Below are 20,514 nucleotides of genomic sequence, written 5' to 3'. Positions count from 1 at the left end.
CACGACGAAGCTAGACAACACCGAAATGCGGAGTCGGGTTGCTCAGCAGCGACAGGCATTTGGCGAAGCACGTAGGAAATCCTGATTTCCGCAGTGATTTGACAAATGACCCCGAGCTGCTACACGACGAAGCTAGACAACACCGAAATGCGGAGTCGGGTTGCTCAGCAGCGACAGGCATTTGGCGAAGCACGTAGGAAATCCTGATTTCCGCAGTGATTTGACAAATGACCCCGAGCTGCTACCCGACGAAGCTAGACAACACCGAAATGCGGAGACGGGTTGTTCAGCAGCGACAGGCATTTGAGTATAAACTTGTTCCTTATATGGAACATAGGCTAAGTTCGCGACGTACTCTAAGCCTATATGGAGCCGGATTGCGCAGCAAACTCCTCCTGATTGCATATACTTTGCTAGTACTCTCAAAAAAATCAGACCCTTATTAGTACCCATCAGGATACCAATAGGGTCTGACTTTTTTAAAGCATTTTCTGTAATAAATCAACGATTTCTTCTTTATTTACCTCAAAAACTTCTCCCGTTTTCCTGTTTTTCACTTCTACAATTCCTTCAGATGCCTTCTTTCCAACGGTAATACGCACTGGAATTCCGATTAAATCTGAATCAGCAAATTTAACACCTGGTCGTTCTTGACGATCATCCATAAGTACATCGAATCGCTGTGATTTTAACTCATTATATAGGTCGTTTCCTACTGTTTTTTGATCCTCATTTTTGATGTTAATTGGAATTAAGTGCACTTGGAAAGGTGCTAAGTTTGTAGGCCAAACAATCCCTTTCTCATCGTTAAATTGTTCTACTACAGCTGCTAGTGTTCGTGAAACTCCAATTCCATATGATCCCATAAGCATCGTTTGAGATCGACCATTTTCGTCTAAATAGGTTGCTTTCATTGCGTCACTATACCTAGAACCTAATTTAAACACATGACCTACTTCTATCCCTTTAGCAAATTGAATGATTCCTTCTCCATCAGGTGAAGGGTCACCTTCTTGAATAAAACGTAAATCTTCAAAAGTAGCTACTGGGAAGTCTCGTTTTGGATTAACATTTATAAAATGATAATCTTCTTTATTTGCACCACATACTCCGTTAGTAATTGATGCTACTGCATGATCCGCTAATACTGTCACTTCATCCAAATCGATAGGGCCGACAGAACCAATCGTGCAACCGAGTACCGATTTTGTTTCTTCTGGTGTAGCCAGTTCAACAACTGAAGCATCTAAAACATTCTTCACTTTTATATCATTGACATCATGGTCACCTCTAACTAATACTAGCACGTACTCCTCATCAACTTTAAATAGAAGGGATTTTATACAATTACTAGATTCCACATTTAAAAAGGCGGACACTTCGTCAATGGTTTTTATGTTTGGTGTATGAACTTGTGTAAGCTCTTGTTCAGGTTCATCCATTTTCTCATACGACGTAATAACAGGAGCCATTTCCACATTCGCTGCATAATTGGATGTGTCAGAATAAGCTATCGTATCTTCTCCAACATCGGATAATACCATAAACTCATGTGTATCTTTTCCACCCATAGCTCCTGAATCAGCAATAACCGCCCTAAAATCTAAACCACATCGCGTAAAGATATTTGAATAAGCAGTAAAAATACGATCATATACTTCATCTAAACTTTCTTGGGTGGCATTAAAAGAATACGCATCCTTCATCATAAACTCTCGACCTCTTAAAAGGCCAAATCGTGGTCGCTTCTCATCTCTAAACTTATTTTGAATTTGGTAAAATACTAGAGGAAGTTTTTTATATGATTTCACTTCATCTCTAATGATGCTAGTAATAACTTCTTCATGTGTTGCACCAAGAGCAAAATCACGTCCGTGGCGATCGTTTAGTCTCATAAGTTCCGAACCATAAGTTTGCCAACGTCCAGACTCTTGCCAAAGCTCTGCTTGCTGAAGAGCGGGCATTAATAATTCCACAGCACCTGCATGATCCATTTCTTCTCTGATAATTTCTTCTATTTTACGAAGTACCTTTTTACCTAAAGGTAAATAACTATATACTCCGCTTGCATTTTGACGAATGTAACCAGCTCTTAACAGGAGCTGGTGACTAGTTATTTCTGCATCTGCTGGTATTTCCCTTAATGTAGGGATTAACGTCATACTTTGCTTCATATTCGTACACCTCTATCGTTAAATAAATTATTGTAAAAAGAATCGTTGAATATCATTCCAAGTGACAACGAGCATTAAAACGAAAAGTAAGGCAAAACCTAAGAAGTGGACCATGCCTTCTTTTTGGCGATCAATCGGGCGACCCCTCACAGCTTCAACACCTAAAAACATTAACCTACCTCCGTCAAGAGCTGGAATCGGCAGTAAATTCATTATTCCTAGGTTAATACTTAAAATGGCTCCCCATCTCATCAGATTGTATATTCCAGATTGAGCGACAATATCCGTTGAATGATAAATTCCTACGGGCCCTGATAGAGCGTCAATTGAGAATTGGCCAGTGATAAGTTGACCTAATAACCGAAAGATTTCTATCGTCCATTCGTAAGTTTGTGTAAAACCGTTGCTAATGATACCGAGTGGATTCTTCTCAAGGGCTGAATAGACGCCAATTTTACCTACCTTCGTTCCTTCAAAGTCTACAGATTGGGGAGTAACAGGAATGGAATTAGTTTCTTCATCTCTTTTTATAACAAACAATAATTCCTCACCAGGTTTCTTCTCAACTATAGCAACAATTTCTTCCCAAGAAGAGATTTCGGCGCCATCAATACTGATGACTTCATCCCCCTTTTTCAAACCTGCTTCATTTGCAGCACCATCGGTAGTAAGTTCTCCAAGAATCGGCTCATCAACAGGAACTCCTTGAAGCATACCTAAGAGTAGAAAGATAAAGAAGGCTAGAATGAAATTAAACAAAGGACCTGCGAAAATGGCCATTGTTCTTTCCGTTAATTTTTTAGAAGCAAATTGACGATCCCATGGAGCGATAAGTGTTTCAATTCCATCCTCGATAATGACCGCTTCTCTTGACAGTGAAAAGGTCTTTTTTTCTTCACTACCATCTTCATAACCGGTTATGAATAACTTATGTTCGATATCAGCAGATTCTACTTCTAAAACAATTAAATCTGGATAGCGATCTTTATTGTTTAATACGATTTTTTCTACTACTTCTTCATCATTTAATACAAGTCCAACTCTGTGTCCAGGTTTAATTTCAATCATTTCTGGATCTTCGCCAGCCATTCGAACAAAACCACCAAGAGGCAATAGGCGAATTGTATAGACTGTCTCTTCTTTTTTATAAGAAAACACTTTCGGGCCAAACCCTATAGCAAACTCTCGTACTAATATTCCTGCTCTTTTGGCAAAAATAAAATGTCCAAGCTCATGGAAAAATACAAGAGCACCGAATATAACGATAAAGGCTAATACAGTTTCCAAATCGAATACCACCTTTTTTATAGAAGTGATTGTACATATCTTCTTGTTTGTTGATCAACCATCTGTATAGTTTGTAAGTCAGGCGAATTAATCTTTTGATGTTCATTTAAAGCTCTTTCAATCAACTCTTCAATTTTTAAGAATGAAACCTTTTTTCCTAAAAAGGCTTCAACAGCGGCTTCATTTGCTGCATTTAACACCGTAGGGTATGTTCCACCTGATTTTCCTGAGTCATAAGCAAATTGTAAGCACCTGAAACGGTTAAAGTCCATTTTCTCAAAGTGTAGCTTTCCAAAGTCCTCTAGTTTTAGCTTTTTTGCTTGTAATGGAAAGCGATCTGGGTAAGTGAGAGCATATTGAATAGGAACTCTCATATCCGGAGATCCTAGCTGTGCCATGACAGAGGTATCATGAAACTCCACCATTGAATGGATTACACTTTCACGGTGAAGTAAAACATCTATTTTTTCATAGGGGAGATCAAACAACCAATGAGCCTCAATGACTTCAAGGCCTTTATTCATCATAGAAGCAGAATCAATCGTTATTTTCGCTCCCATCGACCAATTAGGATGGTTTAAAGCATCCTCAACCGTGACCCCTACTAATTCTTCCCTTGATCGATCTCTAAAGCTTCCCCCTGAAGCCGTAATAATAATCCGCTCAATATTTTCGAACCTTTCACCTTGAAGGCTTTGAAAAATTGCCGCATGTTCACTATCTACTGGGAGGATGGGGACATTATTCTTCCTCGCTTCTTCCATTACAATGTGACCTGCTGTGACCAATGTTTCTTTATTAGCAAGTGCTACCGTTTTTTTTGCTTTGATTGCTTCAACGGTAGGAGATAAGCCCACACTTCCTAATACTGCATTGACAAGCAGATTACTTTCACTATGTAATGCAACCTCTATTAATCCATTTATTCCGTGAACAAATTTTATATCACTGAATTCTAGCTTTAATTTTTCTGCATCTTCTTTATTTTGAACGGATACTAACAGTGGTCTGAATTCATTCACAATCTCGCGAATTCGCTGAATATTACGACCTGCAGAAGCAGCAATTAATCGGAACTGCTCAGGATAAGAGCGAATAATATCCAATGTTTGAACACCTATTGACCCTGTTGCTCCTAATAGGCTTATGTTTTTTCTATTCAATGTATCTTCCCCCTAAAACTATTGAATCACATTAAAAAAGTGTAGTAGTGGTATAACAAATAATAAACTGTCAAAACGATCTAATATACCACCGTGCCCAGGGAGAAGTTGCCCTGAATCTTTTACGTCATAATGACGTTTCAACGCAGATTCGACTAAATCACCAATTTGTCCAAAAAATGAAAGAACTACCGTAACAATTAATACCTTTAATAGCGGAAGATTAGAGATATCTGAACCAAATAGCCAAAACAATAGTCCAACTAAAAGAGCACATACAACTCCTCCAACAAAGCCTTCTATCGTTTTTTTGGGGCTTATTTCAGGCCAAAGCTTCCGTTTTCCCATACTTCTTCCAATAATATACGCACCAGAATCAGTAGCCCATACGGTAATAAGTGCGTAAAATACATATTCGACGCCGCCTACATCTCTAGTCTCAATTAAATAATAAAAGCCAATCCCTACATATAAAATTGCCATAACCGAAAAGGCAACATCGTCAAAAGTGAAACGATTTTTCGTTACAACAGTGTACGTTAAAAAAAGCAATACAGCTAATAAGGCTAATTGTATTTTTGAATAGCCTAAATCTCCGATTATTCCAGTATAGTTCTCTGGAATTAAAAAAATCCATAGAAGTGCAACAGAAATTAAACCTGGAATTGAGGCTAACTTTAATTTTCTCATTTTCAACAATTCAAACAAACCGATTGTCGCTATTAAATATGTTAGAACGATAAGCGGCATTTGTCCAATTATTACGATAGGAATAAAAATTCCCATTGCAATAATCGCTGTTATTGTTCTTTGTTTCATTTATGATTCCTCACTTTGAAGTCCACCAAACCTTCTAGATCGCCTTTGAAATTCTTCAATTGCTTGTATAAAATGCTGTTCATTAAAATCAGGCCATAGTACATCCGTAAACCAAAATTCGGTGTAAGCTAATTGCCACAACATGAAGTTACTTAATCGCATTTCACCGCTTGTACGAATGAGAAGATCTGGATCTGACATACTTTTTGTCATTAAATAACTTGAAAATAATTCATCAGTAATATCTTCTTCACTTATTATACCATTTTTTACATCTTTTAAGACATCTTTCGTCGCTTGTAATATTTCTGATCTACTTCCATAATTCAGTGCAAAATTTAATTGTAGCCCAGTGTTATCTTTCGTCTGTTCCATTGCTTTTTGCACAGCATTTAATGTGTGTGAAGGGATTTCTCCTTCATCTCCCATCATCGTGACTCGCACATTTTCTTCTATCAACTCTGGTAAAAACGTACTAAGAAACTCTTCAGGAAGCTTCATCAAATAATCTACTTCCACCTTTGGACGTTTCCAGTTTTCTGTTGAAAAAGCATATAAAGTCAACGTTTTTACTTCAAGGGAATTAGCAATACGGGTGATTTTCCTTATCACCTTCATCCCTTCATGATGACCGGCTATACGAGGCAAAGCACGTTTTTTTGCCCACCTTCCATTCCCATCCATTATAATAGCGATATGCTGTGGAATTGAATTTTTATCAAGTTCACCTATTCCTTCTTGTGAACCTTCTTTTGTTTTTTTGGAATTCCACAACTTTATTTTTTCTAGCATATTAAATCCTCCAAGTATTACATCCTAATGATTGCTATACGTCTATCTTATCATAACAAAAATCCTTAAAGATATCTGCAAAAGTTCATAGTTTAGGATAGAAAATAATGTAGGTTTTATGGAATCTACTATATACTAAAGCCCTTAGAGTTACGCTTATCACTCTTCAAAAAATTCATAAGGGTTTAATCATAATGAATACTATGTAAAGGAAAACCGTATACAATTTAAATTCGTTTTTTTAATAGACACGATACTTGATTAACTCTATATATGTACCTTAATCCCTGTAATAAAGGAAAACCCCCTAAAGCTAGAGGGTTTTCGTCATTTATGTTACACTTCAAGAATTTCTTGTTCTTTTTCTTTTGTAAGCTCGTCTACTTGTTTAATATGAGTATCAGTTAGCTGTTGAACATCTTCTGAGTAACCACGCAAGTCATCTTCTGTCATTTCGCCATTCTTTTCTAGCTTCTTCAAATCGTCATTCGCATCACGTCGTACATTCCGAATGGCAACTTTCGCTTCTTCAGACTCTTTCTTGACTAACTTCACAAGCTCTTTACGACGCTCTTCAGTTAAAGCTGGGATAGCTATTCGGATAAGTGAACCATCATTTGAAGGATTCAACCCAAGGTCAGATTTTAAAATCGCCTTTTCAATATCACCTAGTACCGTTTTATCGTATGGTTGAATAACTAATAGTCTTGCTTCTGGAACCGTAACTGAAGCCATTTGATTTACTGGTGTAGGAGCTCCGTAATAGTCTACTGATATTCCTTGTAGCAACGATGCATTTGCGCGACCTGCACGAATAGACGCAAGTTCACGAGTGTAGGCTTGTACAGCTTTTTCCATTTTGTCTTTTGTAGATGACATTACTGATTTCGGCATTATTCTTTCCCCCTCACAATTGTTCCAATATTATTTCCAAGAACTGCTTTTTTAATATTCCCATTCTCCATTACGGAAAACACAATTAATGGAATATCATTATCCATACATAATGAAGACGCTGTTGAATCCATTACAGCTAGTCCTTCTTTTAACACATCTAAATACGAAAGCTGATCATATTTCACAGCATTCTCGTCTTGTTTAGGATCAGCAGAATAAACTCCATCAACATTATTTTTTGCCATTAAGATCACTTCAGCTTCAATCTCAGCAGCACGTAGAGCAGCGGTTGTATCTGTTGAAAAATATGGGTTTCCTGTACCAGCTGCAAAGATTACAACCCGTTTCTTCTCTAGATGACGAATCGCACGTCTACGGATATAAGGTTCAGCAACTTGGCGCATATCAATTGATGATTGTACTCTTGTTTCTATGCCAAGCTGCTCTAAACTATCTTGTAGAGCTAAGGAGTTCATGACGGTAGCAAGCATTCCCATATAGTCAGCATTCGCTCGATCCATGCCCATTTCGCTACCAATTTTCCCACGCCAAATGTTTCCACCACCAACAACAACTGCTACTTCCACATCTAGTTCGGCGATTTCTTTCACTTGCTCTGCTACCGATTTAATAATTGCAGGATTTATACCAAAACCATCTTCTCCAGCTAATGCTTCACCACTTAATTTTAATACTACCCTCTTATATTGTGGGATGCTCATTGGAACCTCCTATATGTATATAGTTTTTTAATCTTCTATAAAAGAGGGAACACAAAGTGTTCCCTACTTTAAATAGTTTATAAAGTAAACATTATTTTTTAACTTGGTTCATAACTTCTTCAGCAAAGTTCTCTTCGCGCTTCTCAAGTCCTTCTCCAACTTCATAACGTACAAAGTCCGTTAGCTTAGCGCCTTTTGATTCTACAAATTGACGAACTTTTTGATCTGGATTCTTAACGAATGTTTGATCAAGGATACATACATCCTCAAAGTATTTACCTAAACGGCCTTCAACCATTTTCGCAACAATCTTTTCAGGTTTCCCTTCGTTTAAAGCTTGCTGAGTTAGTACTTCGCGCTCACGCTCTACTTCTTCTGCAGATACTTGGTCACGAGAAACATATTTAGGGTTTAATGCAGCTGCATGCATTGCAACATCTTTTGCTGCAGCTGCATCAGTTGATCCTTCAAGAACCGTTAATACGCCAATTCGTCCACCCATGTGAAGGTACTCACCAAAAGAATCATTGTCAGTTTTCGTACGAAGTGAGAAACGACGTAGTGAAATTTTCTCTCCAATTTTTGCAATTGCAGAATTGATGAATTCAGCAACTGAAGAACCATTGCCCATTTTTTGCTCTAAAGTAGCTTCAACACTTTCAGGTTTATTAGCAAGAATGTGTTGTGCAATTTCTTTAACAAGTACTTGGAAGTTTTCATTTTTTGCAACGAAATCAGTCTCTGCGTTAACTTCTAAGATAACTGCATCGTTTCCTTCGCTTAGAATGAAAGTAGTTCCTTCCGCAGCAATACGATCTGCTTTTTTAGCAGCTTTAGCGATTCCTTTTTCACGTAGAAAATCAACTGCTTTTTCCATATCACCATTTGTTTCTGTTAGCGCTTTTTTACAATCCATCATACCTGCGCCAGTTTTTTCACGTAATTCTTTTACCATTTTTGCAGTAACTGCCATAGTAAATATCCTCCTTCTAATGCATATGTAGCAACTTCCTCTTCAGTCATTGCTCTCTATTTTAGATTATTCTTAAAAAAAGGTGATAAGGGATTCCCCCACTTATCACCTTTTCTATAACTCGAAACTAAATTACTCTGCAGTAACAGCTGCTTCTTCACCTTGTTTTGATTCAAGAATTGCATCTGCCATTTTACCAGTTAATAGCTTAACTGCACGAATTGCATCATCATTCGCTGGGATTACGTAGTCAATCTCATCTGGATCACAGTTTGTATCAACAATTCCTACGATAGGAATATTTAATTTGCGAGCTTCAGCAACAGCGATACGCTCTTTACGTGGGTCAATAATGAATAGAGCATCTGGAAGCTCTTTCATTTCTTTTACTCCACCTAAGAATTTCACTAAGCGTGCATGTTCCTTTTTAAGTTGAACTACTTCTTTCTTAGGAAGTACTTCAAAAGTACCATCTTCTTCCATTCTTTCGATATCTTTAAGACGTGCAACACGCTTTTGAATGGTTTCGAAGTTTGTTAACGTTCCGCCTAACCAGCGTTGGTTAATAAAGTACATACCTGAACGTTCTGCTTCTTCCTTAACGGATTCCTGAGCTTGCTTTTTCGTTCCAACGAAAAGGATTTTCCCATCGTTAGCCGCAACCTCTTTAACAAATTTGTATGCTTCTTCAACCTTTTTCACCGTCTTTTGAAGATCGATGATATAAATGCCGTTACGCTCTGTGAAGATATATTTCTTCATTTTTGGGTTCCAACGGCGAGTTTGGTGTCCGAAATGTACACCAGCTTCTAGTAATTGTTTCATTGAAATTACTGACATGTGTGTGTTCCTCCTAATTGGTTTTTTTTCCTCCGCTAAGATCATCTTTAAGTAAAACTATTATATAGCACCAAATACTCAAATCACTTAGCGTGTGTAGTCACACCATAAGATAATATATCATAGACTCTTACAAGAGGCAACAGTAAATTAGTTGTTTTCAAATTTTAATACTAACTCTACTTCTGTTCGACCTCTACTCAGTTCTTTCGCTATTTGAGAACTCGTTAAACCTTGCCTATGTAAGAGCAATACTTGATTTGTAAAATCATCATTGTTCCTTTCAACAATCGTGTCATCGACTTTTTTTAATTCGTTTGTCGTAGAATCTTGTCTGTTATTATCTCTCTTTCGTCCCCTTGATGGTTCGTATGCCGCAATCACCTTTTGTCTTGAAATGGTGCTTTTCTTAACATAATCCCCCTTTTCTTCCTCCGAATCAACCGTTGTTTTTTTCGCACCGAGCCCTTTGTCTTCTTGTCTTTTTATCTTTTGAACTTTTTCAATAAACGTTTCATTTTCTTCCTTCATTTCTAGAAGAAAAGCAGAGGCTACATCTTCTATTTCCCTGATCATATTTAGTTGTTGCTTTTCCAGTGCAATTAGACGGTTTTGTCGAACAAATAAAAGGACGACAGCAAAGCCACAAAGAGTAATTAATATAAATAACGTAATAAATAAAAAAGCAGTCATGTTTTCTCCTATCCAGAAAAATCAATTTGATGCCCTTTATAGGGATGAACGGCCATAGAAGTCCGCATTTCACTTAATGAAGTTTCGTTCTGATCATTTTTGGGGCTTTCATCGTGTATTACCTGATTTTCAGTCGGGTGGTTCTCATTTACTTTTTTCCGTTTTTGCAATTGCTTTTTTTCATTTTCTGCTTGAAGTTGCGATTGTATAATTTGTCCTTGCTGTTGAAATTGATCCGTCATTTTTCCAGCCTCAAATGTTTTCGGTAAAGCAATTTGCAGCTCTATTGCTTTTAATGACATTTCCTTCTCCTCATTTTATATAAAGAGTTTTCTAAGCTTATTTATTGCTTTTGAATGAATTTGAGAAATTCTTGAAGTGGATAAGGATAAAATCCCGCCAATTTCTGTCAAGGTTAGTTCTTCCTTATAAAATAAACTTAAAACAAGCTGTTCCTTTTCGGAAAGCTGTTTAATCTTCGTTGACAATTCTTGGATTTGCTCTTCCTTTACTAGCATCTCATCAGGTAAAATCGTGACATCATCTTTTATAAAAAATGCTTGAGAATCGGAATCATCATTTTGAATTCGTTCATCCACTGATAGTATATTAGCAAAGTATTGCTCCTGCATCGTTTGATATACTTCCTCTTGTGAAAGTCCTAATTCACCTGCAATTTCACTTGGTGTTACATGACGTAACAGACTTTGTTCCATTTCTTCCATCTTTGCTTCAACTTTTTTAGAACGCTCTCTCGCACTCCTTGGTAACCAATCTTGCTTTCTTAGACCATCGATGATAGCACCACGTACACGAAAAGAAGCGTATGTATCAAATTTATTAAGTGCATCAAATAATCCCATCAGCCCTAAACTTTTTAAATCATCTTTCGAGACACTTTTAGGTAAACTAGCGGAGATACGTTGCACATGGTAGGAAACTAGAGGCATATACCTTTTGATAAGGATATCTCCAGCACTAGAATCTTTTGCTTCCTTCCAAAGCTTCCAATAATGTTGCTCATCTCTTATTATAGTTGTCAATAGTCCTCCTCCTCACCGCTATTTAGAATGTGAATAGTATTGTTTAGCGCTTGATCTTATAAATCATTGTTTCATAGAATGTTGATATTTATTTGTAACATATCATGTATGATGGATGACCTGATTGACTTTCAATTGTTCATTCAGCCTTATCCTCCCTTATATCACATTAATGATTTCAATACATAATGAAATTTAGGGTGAATAGACTACTCGTCTTTACAGCTATAATAAATAATGGATTGTGGTTCCTTTGGCTAATAAACCTTTATAAACACAAGAGCAAACCACTTATGCAAAATAGTTTTCCTACCATTATATTTTCTTCGTTCCTAGATTGACGGTTCGAATGTGCAGTATTTTAGTAGCGGGAGTAAATTCAATTGTTCTTCCACTGCTCCCTCCAATATCTTGAGCTACTATAGGAATATTTAATGAATGAAGTTCTTGTTTAACCGCCTCAATATTTCGGGGACCGATTCTCATTAGCTCGGTTTTGGCAGAAACTTTAAACATCTGTGCCCCTCCAGCAATCTTCGCTCTTAACCTAGATTTTCTAGCCCCTTCATTTTGAAGCCTATTGATCATTTCACTTATGGCTGTATCGGCAAACTTTGCTTTATTTTGAACTTTTCCGATAGATGATTTCGGTAACATGATATGAGCCAAGCCCGCTATTTGAATTATTTCATCATAAAGGACAATCCCTACACAAGAACCAAGTCCAGAAGTACGGATGGTTTCTTGCCCTTTTACGATGTTCATATCAGCAATACCTACCTTTATGATTGCTTTATTCATCTATTATGAAACTCCTAATGCGTTGAAGATAGTAGAGAAGGAATCTGGATCTGGTAATAAGAAAAAGTGTCCTTTTACTATCTTTCCATCTTGCGAGTGCTCTTCTTTTAGTGCTGTATCAATTACAATTGCAACATCACTTTCTTTAGAAGCCTCGATTAAGCCAAATGAAATTAAAGCTCCGACCATGTCTACATTTAATGAGGGGACAGTTGGGAATAGTGTTAATTTCGTAAAGTCAGATAACGACGATAAATAACTTCCTATTAAAATGTTTCCAAGTTCCTGCATCGCGGATATCCCTAACTCTGAATAAGGTGGCGAATCAAATTGAAAGGTTGAATCTCCCGTCATGGTACGAATATAGTGTGACGCCTCATCCACCGGTAGCATAAAATACATGCTTCCAGGTGTATCACCTTCTATTCTTAAAAATACACTAACGGCAACGGAATCTGCCCCTCCAGCCATTTCAATCATTTCATCAAAGGAAACAATCTGAACATCGGGTACTTTCATATCAACCTTTTTATTTAATAACGTTGAAAGTGCCGTGGCCGCATGACCAGCTCCTATATTGCCAACTTCTCTTAATAAGTCGAGATGAAGCGGCGTAATTTTTTCAACAAATCCCATATGTACATCCCTCATTCTACAGAATAAAGTATTTTTTCTAACTTCAATAAAATAAGCAACCGCTTATCGATTTTCGCTACGCCTCGAATATAATCTGTTTCGATTGAACCAACGACATCTGGTTGCGGTTCAATCGATTCTACTGAAAGGTCCAACACATCATTTGCTGCATCTACAATAAATCCAACCTCATTATGTTCTAATGAAACAATAATGATTCTAGTTGAATCTGTATATGCCTGTACTTCTAATCCAAAATGTTCACGTAAATCTATAATGGGTGTAACGACACCACGTAGATTAATAACCCCTTTCACATAACTTTTCGTTCGAGGTACTCTCGTAATATGCGATAGCTTTTCAATCGAACGAACTTGCGAAACAGGTATAGCGTATTCCTTTTCCATTAATTCAAAGACAATAACTTTTTCATCCAGAAGAACACTGGCTTCACTCATCTTAATCACTCCGCTCACAGCTTATTTAATCAATGAATTACAATCTACTATTAACGCCACTTGTCCGTCTCCTAAAATGGTAGCTCCGGATATGGCAAAAACATCATTTAAATAATTCCCAAGGGACTTTAAAACAATCTCTTGCTGGCCAATAAATGAATCTACCACTAGCCCTGCCATCTTGTCCCCTTTTCTCACAATGACTACAGAATAAAACGCTTCCTCTTTTCCGCCATCTGGAACCTCAAACACTTCCTCCAAAAAGACAAGTGGAACAACCTTCCCTCTAAAATCGATGACTTTTTGATTGTGAGCATTTAAGATTTCCTCTTTTTTCACAATGGCTGTTTCAATAATTGAAGACAGTGGTATAGCGTATTTTTCTTGGTTTAATGTTACTAACATGACAGAAATAATCGATAGTGTTAGTGGGAGCTGAATAGAAAATACTGACCCTTTTCCTTCTGTAGAATCAATCGTAATGGATCCACCTAATGATTCAATGGTTGTTTTTACAACGTCTAATCCCACTCCCCGTCCTGAAATATCTGAAATTTTATCCGCTGTGGAAAAACCAGAAGACATAATGAGCTCGTACACTTGCTTGTCAGATAAAGTTAAGCTCATTTCTTCTGTTATAATTCCTTTCGAAATAGCCTTCCTTAACACATTTTCACGACTTATACCTGCACCGTCATCTTCAATTTCAATAAAAACGTGATTGCCACTATGATAGGCTTTTAACGTAAGCGTTCCTTCTTCTGGTTTCCCCGCTGATAATCGTCTTTCGGGTGTTTCAACACCATGATCAATGGCATTTCTTATTAGGTGAACTAGAGGGTCACCTATTTCATCAATAACAGTCCGGTCAAGCTCTGTGTCCGCTCCGATTATGTCTAACTCTATTTTTTTATTTAAGTCTCGAGCAAGTTGCCTCACCATGCGCGGAAAACGATTAAATACTGTTTCAATTGGTATCATGCGCATATTTAAAATAATATTTTGTAAGTCACCTGAAATTCGAGACATCCTTTCAACTGTTTCATTTAATTCTGAATGCTTTAAGTCATTTGAGATTTGCTCTAATCTTCCACGGTCAATCACAAGTTCTTCAAAAAGGTTCATTAATATATCAAGACGCTCAATATTAACTCGAATCGTTTTATTACTTCCATTCATAGAGGCCTTATTCTTACTATCTTTTTTCTTTGGTAAAGGCAAAGGTTGTTGATCATCATCATTTTCCTCTTTATTAATGATGGAATTCTGCTGACTTTCTTTCGAAACGAAATCTTCCTTAAGAATAGGATGGAGTTCAACGTTGTCTACTTCAGAAACTTTCATTATTTCTTTCTCAAGTTTTTCTTTCTCTTCTTTTGTTACGATAGAAACAACAAAAGAATTGTCGAATTTTTCCTCTTCTAATTGGTCGACTGATGGAACTGCCTTAATGACGTCCCCAAACTTTTCAATCACTTCGAAAACCATATATACACGAGCAGCTTTTAATAAACAATCTTCTCGTAATGTTACAGAAAGAGCATAACAATTAAAGCCTTGATCAATACTTTGTTGGATTACCGTCTGTTCGAACTCATCGTATTGATTTTTTAAAGATGAAATATCGTTCCCATCTGATATTGTTGCTGCTATTTCACGGTGTGCTTCTAAAAGTACATGTTCTCCCTTTTCAATTTTGTGAAGACGGTCTACAACGTCTCTTACGTCTCTTTTTCCATCTCCGCCATCTGCAATTGACATGACCATCGCTTCTAAATCATCTATTGCGACAAAAACAACATCCAAAATTTCCGGTGTAACCGCGATCGCTTCATTTCGAATCCCATCTAATACATTCTCCATATTATGTGTTAAACTCGCTAAATCTTCATATCCCATCGTTGCGGACATACCTTTTAATGTATGTGCTGACCTAAATATTTCATTGACAATTGTTAAATCACTAGGATTTTTCTCTAACAAAAGTAATTGTTCATTTACTGTTTGTAAATGTTCTTTGCTTTCTTCAATAAATACTTCAAGATATTGATTCAATTCCATGAGTACCACACTCCTATGGCATATAATTCATTATTGCATCTGCAATATGTTTTAAAGGTTCTACATCGTCAACCATTTTAGTAGATAAGGCTGCCTTTGGCATTCCATACACAATACTACTGTCTTTTGATTCAGCTATGGCTTTAACGGTTCCACTCATTTTTAATTTAACTAATCCTTCTGCTCCGTCCGACCCCATCCCAGTCATAATGACGGCAATTTTTTCATAGTCTTCATACTCTTTTATTGCTTCAAACATGACATCAACGGAAGGACGGTGTCCATTTCGAGGCGCTTCACTATTATCGAGAACAATGGCTAAATTAGAGCCATTTCTTTTTAATTTCAGGTGAAATCCCCCTGGGGCAATATAGGCCGTCCCATTTTCCAGCACATCACCGTCTTCTGCCTCTTTAATATGAATATTTGCTAATGTATTTAATCTCGCGGCCAATGATTGGGTAAATCCTGCTGGCATATGTTGAACGACTAGGATTGGCGCTTTAAAATCCTCTGGTAAGGAAGTAAGCACTTGCTGTAACGCTCTCGGTCCACCAGTACTTGTTCCAATGCAAACAATCTTTTTCTCATTAGTACCTATATTACCAATGAACCGTTTTTTCCTTTCTACCGGCAGGGGGTGGCTAAACTTTGTCTTCCGCTCTGGCTGTTTTAGTACAGCTGATGATTGATTTAATTTTGACACTTCAATTGTACTAGCTGATAATAATTTTGTGATAAATTCATCTTTAATCATCCCTAAATCTAAAGAAATAGTTCCGGAGGGCTTTGCAATGAAATCAACCGCACCATAAGACATAGCTAATATGGCGTTCTCCGCTCCCTTTTTGGTTGTACTTGACAGCATGATGATTGGTACTGGACATTCCTTCATAATTTGTTGAAGTGCATCTAATCCATTTAATATAGGCATTTCTACATCTAATGAAACTACATCTGGGGTTAAGCGCTTAATTTTTTCGATCGCTTCTTTACCATTTCTAGCAATCCCTACAGATTCAAGAAGGGGGTGCTCTGCAATAAAATTTTGAATTAATTTCCTCATAAATGCAGAGTCATCAACTATTAATACCTTCTTTTTCTTCATCCTACCTCCCCCTTTACAATGAAGAGCTTTCTCAATTTATCGATGAAAGTAAACTTTAATGATGAACTCTCACAGTTTAATGGAGGTGTTGCCAAATAACTCATGGCAATCGCAGCTAAACCTCTTGCAGCTGGATGGTTAGGGTATTGAATAGAATATGGAACTTGGTTAGCGACGGCTTCTCCAACATTTGTATCATCCATAATAATTCCTAAAATTGAGACCTTCTTTTGTAGGAATTTACGAACAACTCCTTGAAGGCGAGATAATGTCTCTTCCCCCTGTTTCTCAGACTGAGCTCGGTTACAAACTATATAAAGCTCTTGTTCCCCACCAAGAAGAGAAATATGTTTTATAAGAGAATACGCATCCATTATGTCAGTGGGTTCTGGAGTTGTAATCAAAATGGTTTCATCCAGCGTCATCATTAGATCCAATCGGTCCTTTGAAGCTAAAGCCCCCATATCAAAAAATATATATTCATAGTATTGTTGAAGAAATTGAAGTCCGTCAGCAAATCGATCAAATTTTTCTTTCGGCCAATTTACACATGAGCTCAAGCCAGTTCCACCTGAAATATAGGAAACCCCATCTGACCCTTTGTGAACAATCTCATGCACCTCAATATTTTCATTTAAAAAGTCCATTATCGTTCTTTCCGGATTTTCTCCAGAAGGAAGATGAACATTTGCCATGCCAAAATCAAGATTAAGTAAAAGAACCTTTTTATTTGCCTTCGCTAAGATTGTGCACATATTTACTGAAAAATTAGATGTACCTAGTCCGGATTTTCCACTCACAACACCAATCGTTCGGGCGATAGACTGTCGTTGAAGTTTCGTTCTTAATCCCTGTGCTTGATCATTCATTATAGAGTTCCTCTAAGAATTAATTCTGCTATATTTTTTTCACTTGCCTCGAGAATATCTTCAGGTACATCTTGCCCGTTCGTTAAATAAGCAGCACCTTTTTTGTATTTTTTAATTAAATTAAAGGCCGTGCCATATGAGGACGTTTCATCTATTTTTGTAAAAATAAATTTCTGAAAATGTATCTTTGCAAAATTATCAATCATTTTCACTAAATCCGTCTCTTTTGCCGTTAAAGATAATACGAGTAATGTTTCCATTTCATTTGAAAAGTCAATTATATTCGGTAAGTCTTCAACAAAGTGTATTTCATGATAATTTCTCCCAGCAGTGTCGATAAAGATAGTGTCAACTTCTTTAAATTTATCAATGGCCAATTGAAAGTCTGAACGGTTATAAACTACTTCAATAGGAGCCTTTAGTAGCTCGGCGTATGTTTTTAATTGTTCAATTGCAGCTATTCGATAAGTATCAGTCGTAATAAAGGCAACCTTTTTGTTGTAGGTAAGAACAGATTGAGCCGCTATTTTTGCTAACGTTGTTGTTTTCCCAACACCAGTTGGCCCTACCACATTTACGTATTTCTTGTTATAGTCGATTCCACCATACTGATATGGTTTTAATTGCTCTACTAACCACTCTTTTGTCCATTGCTTCACTTGCTGTTCATTGCCCAATCGCTTTGTACTATCTTTTTCTAGTAAATAATCAATTAGTTCGTACAGATGTTCTTCAGCAAGACCTTGTGCTACTAAGGATTCATTCAATTGTTGAATTTCTTGTGGGTACGGCGTGCTCATTTTTGACTTAGACAAATGTTCAATCATACTTTTTAATTCAATAAGATCTTTTTGTATTTCTAGTCCGTTTTTAAGTTCTTCTTTTTCTTGGTGAAAATGAATGGTCTGCTGTTCAAATCCCTCTTGCTTACGTCTAGCTTCGAGTCTACCTTTTTCTACATCTTGGTCTAAACCTGCGATAACTTCAATATTCCTCTTCTTAAACATGCCGAAAAAGCCACCTGAATAGGTAACTTTTGAGTTAATAATAACCGCATTTTCTCCAAGGTTCTTCCGTATTTTTTTCATGGCTTCTGGCATTGTCGGTGCTATAATCTTCGTTACTTTCATTCAACCTTCACCACCCCTAAACTTTGAACTTCCACATTTGATTCGAGCTCATTGAATGACAAAATTGGCAATTGTGGAAAGTACCTTTCTGCTAACTGCCTAACATACATCCGTACCGCTGGAGAACTCAACACAATTGGTGATTGCTCAATTAAAGATAATTGTTCCACTTGTTGAGCTAACGCCTCGAGTATTTTTTGAGAATCATTTGGATCTAAAGATAAATAGTTTCCATGCTCAGCTTGTTGAATTCCATCAGCAATTATTTTCTCAACAGCCCCTGATAATGTAATGACCTTTATAGAAGAACTATCTCCATCAATATACTGGGCAGTAATTTGTCTAGCAAGTGACTGCCTAACATACTCAGTTAACAAATCCGTATCAGAGGATAATTTACTAAAATCTGCTAATGTCTCAAATATAATCGGTAAATTTCTTATACTCACATTCTCTTTTAACAGCTTCGATAGTACTTTTTGAACTTCACCAATGGATAAAGGAGTTGGCGTTACCTCCTCAACTAAAATTGGATAAGATTCTTTTATATGATCCACTAACTGTTTCGTTTCCTGACGGCCTAATAGCTCATGTGCATTCGCTTTTATAAGCTCAGTAATATGGGTCGATACAACCGAAGGGGGGTCTACAACCGTATAGCCCATAATTTCTGCTTGTTCCTTTACATCTTCCACTATCCATTTTGCCGGCAATCCAAATGAAGGTTCAACTGTATCAATTCCTTCGATACTATCCTCTTCACTGCTAGGGCTCATCGCTAAATAATGGTCTAACAACAGCTCTCCACGAGCCATTTCATTCCCTTTTATTTTCAATCTGTACTCATTCGGTTGTAATTGAATATTATCTCGAATTCTTACAACTGGAATAACGAGTCCTAATTCAATGGCCAATTGTCTTCTAATCATGACAATTCGATCTAATAAGTCTCCACCCTGACTAGTATCAGCTAATGGAATTAACCCATATCCAAATTCGAATTCAATTGGATCAACATTTAATAATGATACGACATTTTCTGGGTTCTTTAATTCTTCTGTCTGTTGTGCTTGCTCTACCTCATCTTCTTTCTCTTCCGTTTGCTTAGGTGTTCTTCCAACTATATACCCTGTAAGCGCAAGTAAGCCTGCGATTGGTATCGTCAATAAATCACTAATGGGTGTAGCAACACCGAGCAAAAATATCGTAATGGACGCAACATACAGCATTACTGGATAAGCAAGGAGCTGTTTTGTAATATCCTGACCTAAATTCCCTTCGGAAGCGGCTCTTGTGACCACAATTCCTGTTGCAGTTGAGATGAGTAGAGCTGGTATTTGGCTCACAATACCATCTCCAACAGTAAGAAGTGAATATTTTGTCGCTGCTTCTATAAAAGGAAGACCTTCTTGAGCAGAACCAATAATCATACCAAATATGAGGTTTATTAACACGATAATGATACCAGCAATCGCATCCCCTTTGACAAACTTACTAGCACCATCCATCGCTCCATAAAAATCAGCTTCACGACCAATTTTCTCTCGTCTACTCCTGGCTTCGTGTTCTGATATCATTCCCGCATTTAAATCAGCATCAATACTCATTTGTTTACCAGGCATAGCATCTAATGTAAACCTTGCTGCTACTTCTGAAACACGTTCTGATCCCTTTGTAATGACAATAAATTGAATAATAATTAAGATTAAGAATACGACTAACCCTACTAGTACATTGCCACCAACTACAAAAGTACCAAATGTTTCAACTACTTCTCCTGCTTCCCCGCGACTAAGAATTGATCTTGTTGTAGACACATTTAAGCCTAACCTAAACAGCGTTAGTAATAACAATAATGAAGGAAAGATAGAGAATTGTAAGGGTTCTTGCATATTCATCGCTGTCAGTAACACTAATAAAGCGAGTGAAATGTTAATAATGATGAATATACTTAACATTAAAGGTGGGAACGGAATAATCAGCATTGCTACTATTAATATTACACTCGCTAAAACTGATAAATCTCTTGCTGCCATAAACGTTCTCTC

At 37.1% G+C, this 20,514-nt stretch carries 22 protein-coding genes; 2 read left to right on the top strand and 20 right to left on the bottom strand.

What is annotated here, in order from left to right; all coding sequences use genetic code 11:
- Positions 1-59 precede the first annotated feature (59 nt).
- On the top strand, positions 60-197 hold the full coding sequence (locus WAK64_RS03875; RefSeq protein WP_336585629.1) for a hypothetical protein: 138 nt from the start codon (positions 60-62) through the stop codon (positions 195-197).
- Positions 182-307, top strand: coding sequence for a hypothetical protein (locus tag WAK64_RS03870; RefSeq protein WP_336585628.1), 126 nt, complete (start codon positions 182-184; stop codon positions 305-307). The genes WAK64_RS03875 and WAK64_RS03870 overlap by 16 nt, the downstream gene beginning before the upstream one ends.
- Before the next feature lie 172 nt (positions 308-479).
- On the opposite strand, the gene WAK64_RS03865 is transcribed toward WAK64_RS03870, so the two are convergent.
- The 20 genes from WAK64_RS03865 to flhA all read right to left on the bottom strand — a co-directional run bounded on the left by WAK64_RS03865 (position 480) and on the right by flhA (position 20,502).
- Positions 480-2,174 (bottom strand): proline--tRNA ligase, encoded by a 1,695-nt coding sequence (locus WAK64_RS03865; protein ID WP_336585627.1) that lies wholly within the window; start codon positions 2,172-2,174, stop codon positions 480-482.
- Positions 2,175-2,201: 27 nt separating this feature from the next.
- Entirely contained in the window at positions 2,202-3,461 is a 1,260-nt protein-coding gene (gene rseP, locus WAK64_RS03860) for an RIP metalloprotease RseP (RefSeq protein WP_336585626.1), read from the bottom strand.
- A 17-nt stretch (positions 3,462-3,478) separates the two neighbouring features.
- Entirely contained in the window at positions 3,479-4,624 is a 1,146-nt protein-coding gene (gene dxr / locus WAK64_RS03855; RefSeq protein ID WP_336585625.1) for a 1-deoxy-D-xylulose-5-phosphate reductoisomerase, read from the bottom strand.
- Positions 4,625-4,642: 18 nt separating this feature from the next.
- Entirely contained in the window at positions 4,643-5,443 is an 801-nt protein-coding gene (locus WAK64_RS03850) for a phosphatidate cytidylyltransferase (RefSeq protein WP_336585624.1), read from the bottom strand.
- Entirely contained in the window at positions 5,444-6,235 is a 792-nt protein-coding gene (locus WAK64_RS03845; RefSeq protein ID WP_336585623.1) for an isoprenyl transferase, read from the bottom strand.
- A gap of 336 nt (positions 6,236-6,571) precedes the next feature.
- On the bottom strand, positions 6,572-7,129 hold the full coding sequence (gene frr, locus WAK64_RS03840) for a ribosome recycling factor (protein ID WP_336585622.1): 558 nt from the start codon (positions 7,127-7,129) through the stop codon (positions 6,572-6,574).
- Positions 7,129-7,854, bottom strand: a complete 726-nt coding sequence (gene pyrH / locus WAK64_RS03835; protein ID WP_336585621.1) for a UMP kinase — start codon at positions 7,852-7,854, stop codon at positions 7,129-7,131. The genes frr and pyrH overlap by 1 nt, the downstream gene beginning before the upstream one ends.
- Before the next feature lie 91 nt (positions 7,855-7,945).
- Positions 7,946-8,827 carry a translation elongation factor Ts gene (gene tsf / locus WAK64_RS03830; RefSeq protein ID WP_336585620.1) on the bottom strand — a complete coding sequence of 294 codons (882 nt, stop codon included), beginning with the start codon at positions 8,825-8,827 and terminating at the stop codon, positions 7,946-7,948.
- Positions 8,828-8,959: 132 nt separating this feature from the next.
- A complete protein-coding gene (rpsB, locus tag WAK64_RS03825; protein WP_336585619.1) occupies positions 8,960-9,667 on the bottom strand; it encodes a 30S ribosomal protein S2 in 708 nt (235 codons plus the stop codon).
- Between the two features lie 150 nt (positions 9,668-9,817).
- Complete coding sequence (locus tag WAK64_RS03820; RefSeq protein ID WP_336585618.1) at positions 9,818-10,360, bottom strand: DUF6115 domain-containing protein; 543 nt, start codon at positions 10,358-10,360, stop codon at positions 9,818-9,820.
- Positions 10,361-10,368: 8 nt separating this feature from the next.
- Positions 10,369-10,662: a hypothetical protein gene (locus WAK64_RS03815; protein ID WP_336585617.1), complete on the bottom strand. Its 294-nt coding sequence runs from the start codon at positions 10,660-10,662 to the stop codon at positions 10,369-10,371.
- A gap of 15 nt (positions 10,663-10,677) precedes the next feature.
- Positions 10,678-11,403, bottom strand: a complete 726-nt coding sequence (locus tag WAK64_RS03810) for a FliA/WhiG family RNA polymerase sigma factor (protein WP_336585616.1) — start codon at positions 11,401-11,403, stop codon at positions 10,678-10,680.
- Between the two features lie 315 nt (positions 11,404-11,718).
- The gene (locus WAK64_RS03805; RefSeq protein ID WP_336585615.1) at positions 11,719-12,204 is read right to left on the bottom strand and encodes a chemotaxis protein CheD; all 486 of its coding nucleotides are present in this window, start codon (positions 12,202-12,204) and stop codon (positions 11,719-11,721) included.
- Positions 12,205-12,207: 3 nt separating this feature from the next.
- Positions 12,208-12,840: a chemotaxis protein CheC gene (locus WAK64_RS03800; RefSeq protein ID WP_336585614.1), complete on the bottom strand. Its 633-nt coding sequence runs from the start codon at positions 12,838-12,840 to the stop codon at positions 12,208-12,210.
- An 11-nt stretch (positions 12,841-12,851) separates the two neighbouring features.
- The gene (locus WAK64_RS03795) at positions 12,852-13,298 is read right to left on the bottom strand and encodes a chemotaxis protein CheW (RefSeq protein WP_336585613.1); all 447 of its coding nucleotides are present in this window, start codon (positions 13,296-13,298) and stop codon (positions 12,852-12,854) included.
- Between the two features lie 21 nt (positions 13,299-13,319).
- Positions 13,320-15,359, bottom strand: a complete 2,040-nt coding sequence (locus WAK64_RS03790; RefSeq protein WP_336585612.1) for a chemotaxis protein CheA — start codon at positions 15,357-15,359, stop codon at positions 13,320-13,322.
- Between the two features lie 13 nt (positions 15,360-15,372).
- Positions 15,373-16,467 carry a protein-glutamate methylesterase/protein-glutamine glutaminase gene (locus tag WAK64_RS03785; RefSeq protein WP_336585611.1) on the bottom strand — a complete coding sequence of 365 codons (1,095 nt, stop codon included), beginning with the start codon at positions 16,465-16,467 and terminating at the stop codon, positions 15,373-15,375.
- Positions 16,464-17,336: a MinD/ParA family protein gene (locus tag WAK64_RS03780; protein ID WP_336585610.1), complete on the bottom strand. Its 873-nt coding sequence runs from the start codon at positions 17,334-17,336 to the stop codon at positions 16,464-16,466. Before WAK64_RS03780 ends, WAK64_RS03785 begins: the two co-directional genes overlap by 4 nt.
- Positions 17,336-18,466, bottom strand: a complete 1,131-nt coding sequence (flhF, locus tag WAK64_RS03775) for a flagellar biosynthesis GTPase FlhF (protein ID WP_336585609.1) — start codon at positions 18,464-18,466, stop codon at positions 17,336-17,338. The genes WAK64_RS03780 and flhF overlap by 1 nt, the downstream gene beginning before the upstream one ends.
- Positions 18,463-20,502 carry a flagellar biosynthesis protein FlhA gene (flhA, locus tag WAK64_RS03770; protein ID WP_336585608.1) on the bottom strand — a complete coding sequence of 680 codons (2,040 nt, stop codon included), beginning with the start codon at positions 20,500-20,502 and terminating at the stop codon, positions 18,463-18,465. The genes flhF and flhA overlap by 4 nt, the downstream gene beginning before the upstream one ends.
- Positions 20,503-20,514 lie beyond the last annotated feature (12 nt).

It is taken from the genome of Bacillus spongiae, assembly GCF_037120725.1.
GTDB classification, from domain to species: domain Bacteria; phylum Bacillota; class Bacilli; order Bacillales; family Bacillaceae_K; genus Bacillus_CI; species Bacillus_CI spongiae.
Note: the sequence above shows the minus strand (reverse complement) of the source record. Positions and strands in the feature narration are given on the sequence as shown.

Coding starts and splice junctions, on each gene's coding strand:
- WAK64_RS03865 (WP_336585627.1), bottom strand. CDS start 2,174: ATGAAGCAAAGTATGACGTTAATCCCTACATTAAGGGAAATACCAGCA.
- WAK64_RS03850 (WP_336585624.1), bottom strand. CDS start 5,443: ATGAAACAAAGAACAATAACAGCGATTATTGCAATGGGAATTTTTATT.
- WAK64_RS03845 (WP_336585623.1), bottom strand. CDS start 6,235: ATGCTAGAAAAAATAAAGTTGTGGAATTCCAAAAAAACAAAAGAAGGT.
- frr (WP_336585622.1), bottom strand. CDS start 7,129: ATGCCGAAATCAGTAATGTCATCTACAAAAGACAAAATGGAAAAAGCT.
- pyrH (WP_336585621.1), bottom strand. CDS start 7,854: ATGAGCATCCCACAATATAAGAGGGTAGTATTAAAATTAAGTGGTGAA.
- tsf (WP_336585620.1), bottom strand. CDS start 8,827: ATGGCAGTTACTGCAAAAATGGTAAAAGAATTACGTGAAAAAACTGGC.
- rpsB (WP_336585619.1), bottom strand. CDS start 9,667: ATGTCAGTAATTTCAATGAAACAATTACTAGAAGCTGGTGTACATTTC.
- WAK64_RS03820 (WP_336585618.1), bottom strand. CDS start 10,360: ATGACTGCTTTTTTATTTATTACGTTATTTATATTAATTACTCTTTGT.
- WAK64_RS03815 (WP_336585617.1), bottom strand. CDS start 10,662: ATGTCATTAAAAGCAATAGAGCTGCAAATTGCTTTACCGAAAACATTT.
- WAK64_RS03805 (WP_336585615.1), bottom strand. CDS start 12,204: ATGAATAAAGCAATCATAAAGGTAGGTATTGCTGATATGAACATCGTA.
- WAK64_RS03800 (WP_336585614.1), bottom strand. CDS start 12,840: ATGGGATTTGTTGAAAAAATTACGCCGCTTCATCTCGACTTATTAAGA.
- WAK64_RS03795 (WP_336585613.1), bottom strand. CDS start 13,298: ATGAGTGAAGCCAGTGTTCTTCTGGATGAAAAAGTTATTGTCTTTGAA.
- WAK64_RS03790 (WP_336585612.1), bottom strand. CDS start 15,359: ATGGAATTGAATCAATATCTTGAAGTATTTATTGAAGAAAGCAAAGAA.
- WAK64_RS03785 (WP_336585611.1), bottom strand. CDS start 16,467: ATGAAGAAAAAGAAGGTATTAATAGTTGATGACTCTGCATTTATGAGG.
- WAK64_RS03780 (WP_336585610.1), bottom strand. CDS start 17,336: ATGAATGATCAAGCACAGGGATTAAGAACGAAACTTCAACGACAGTCT.
- flhF (WP_336585609.1), bottom strand. CDS start 18,466: ATGAAAGTAACGAAGATTATAGCACCGACAATGCCAGAAGCCATGAAA.
- flhA (WP_336585608.1), bottom strand. CDS start 20,502: ATGGCAGCAAGAGATTTATCAGTTTTAGCGAGTGTAATATTAATAGTA.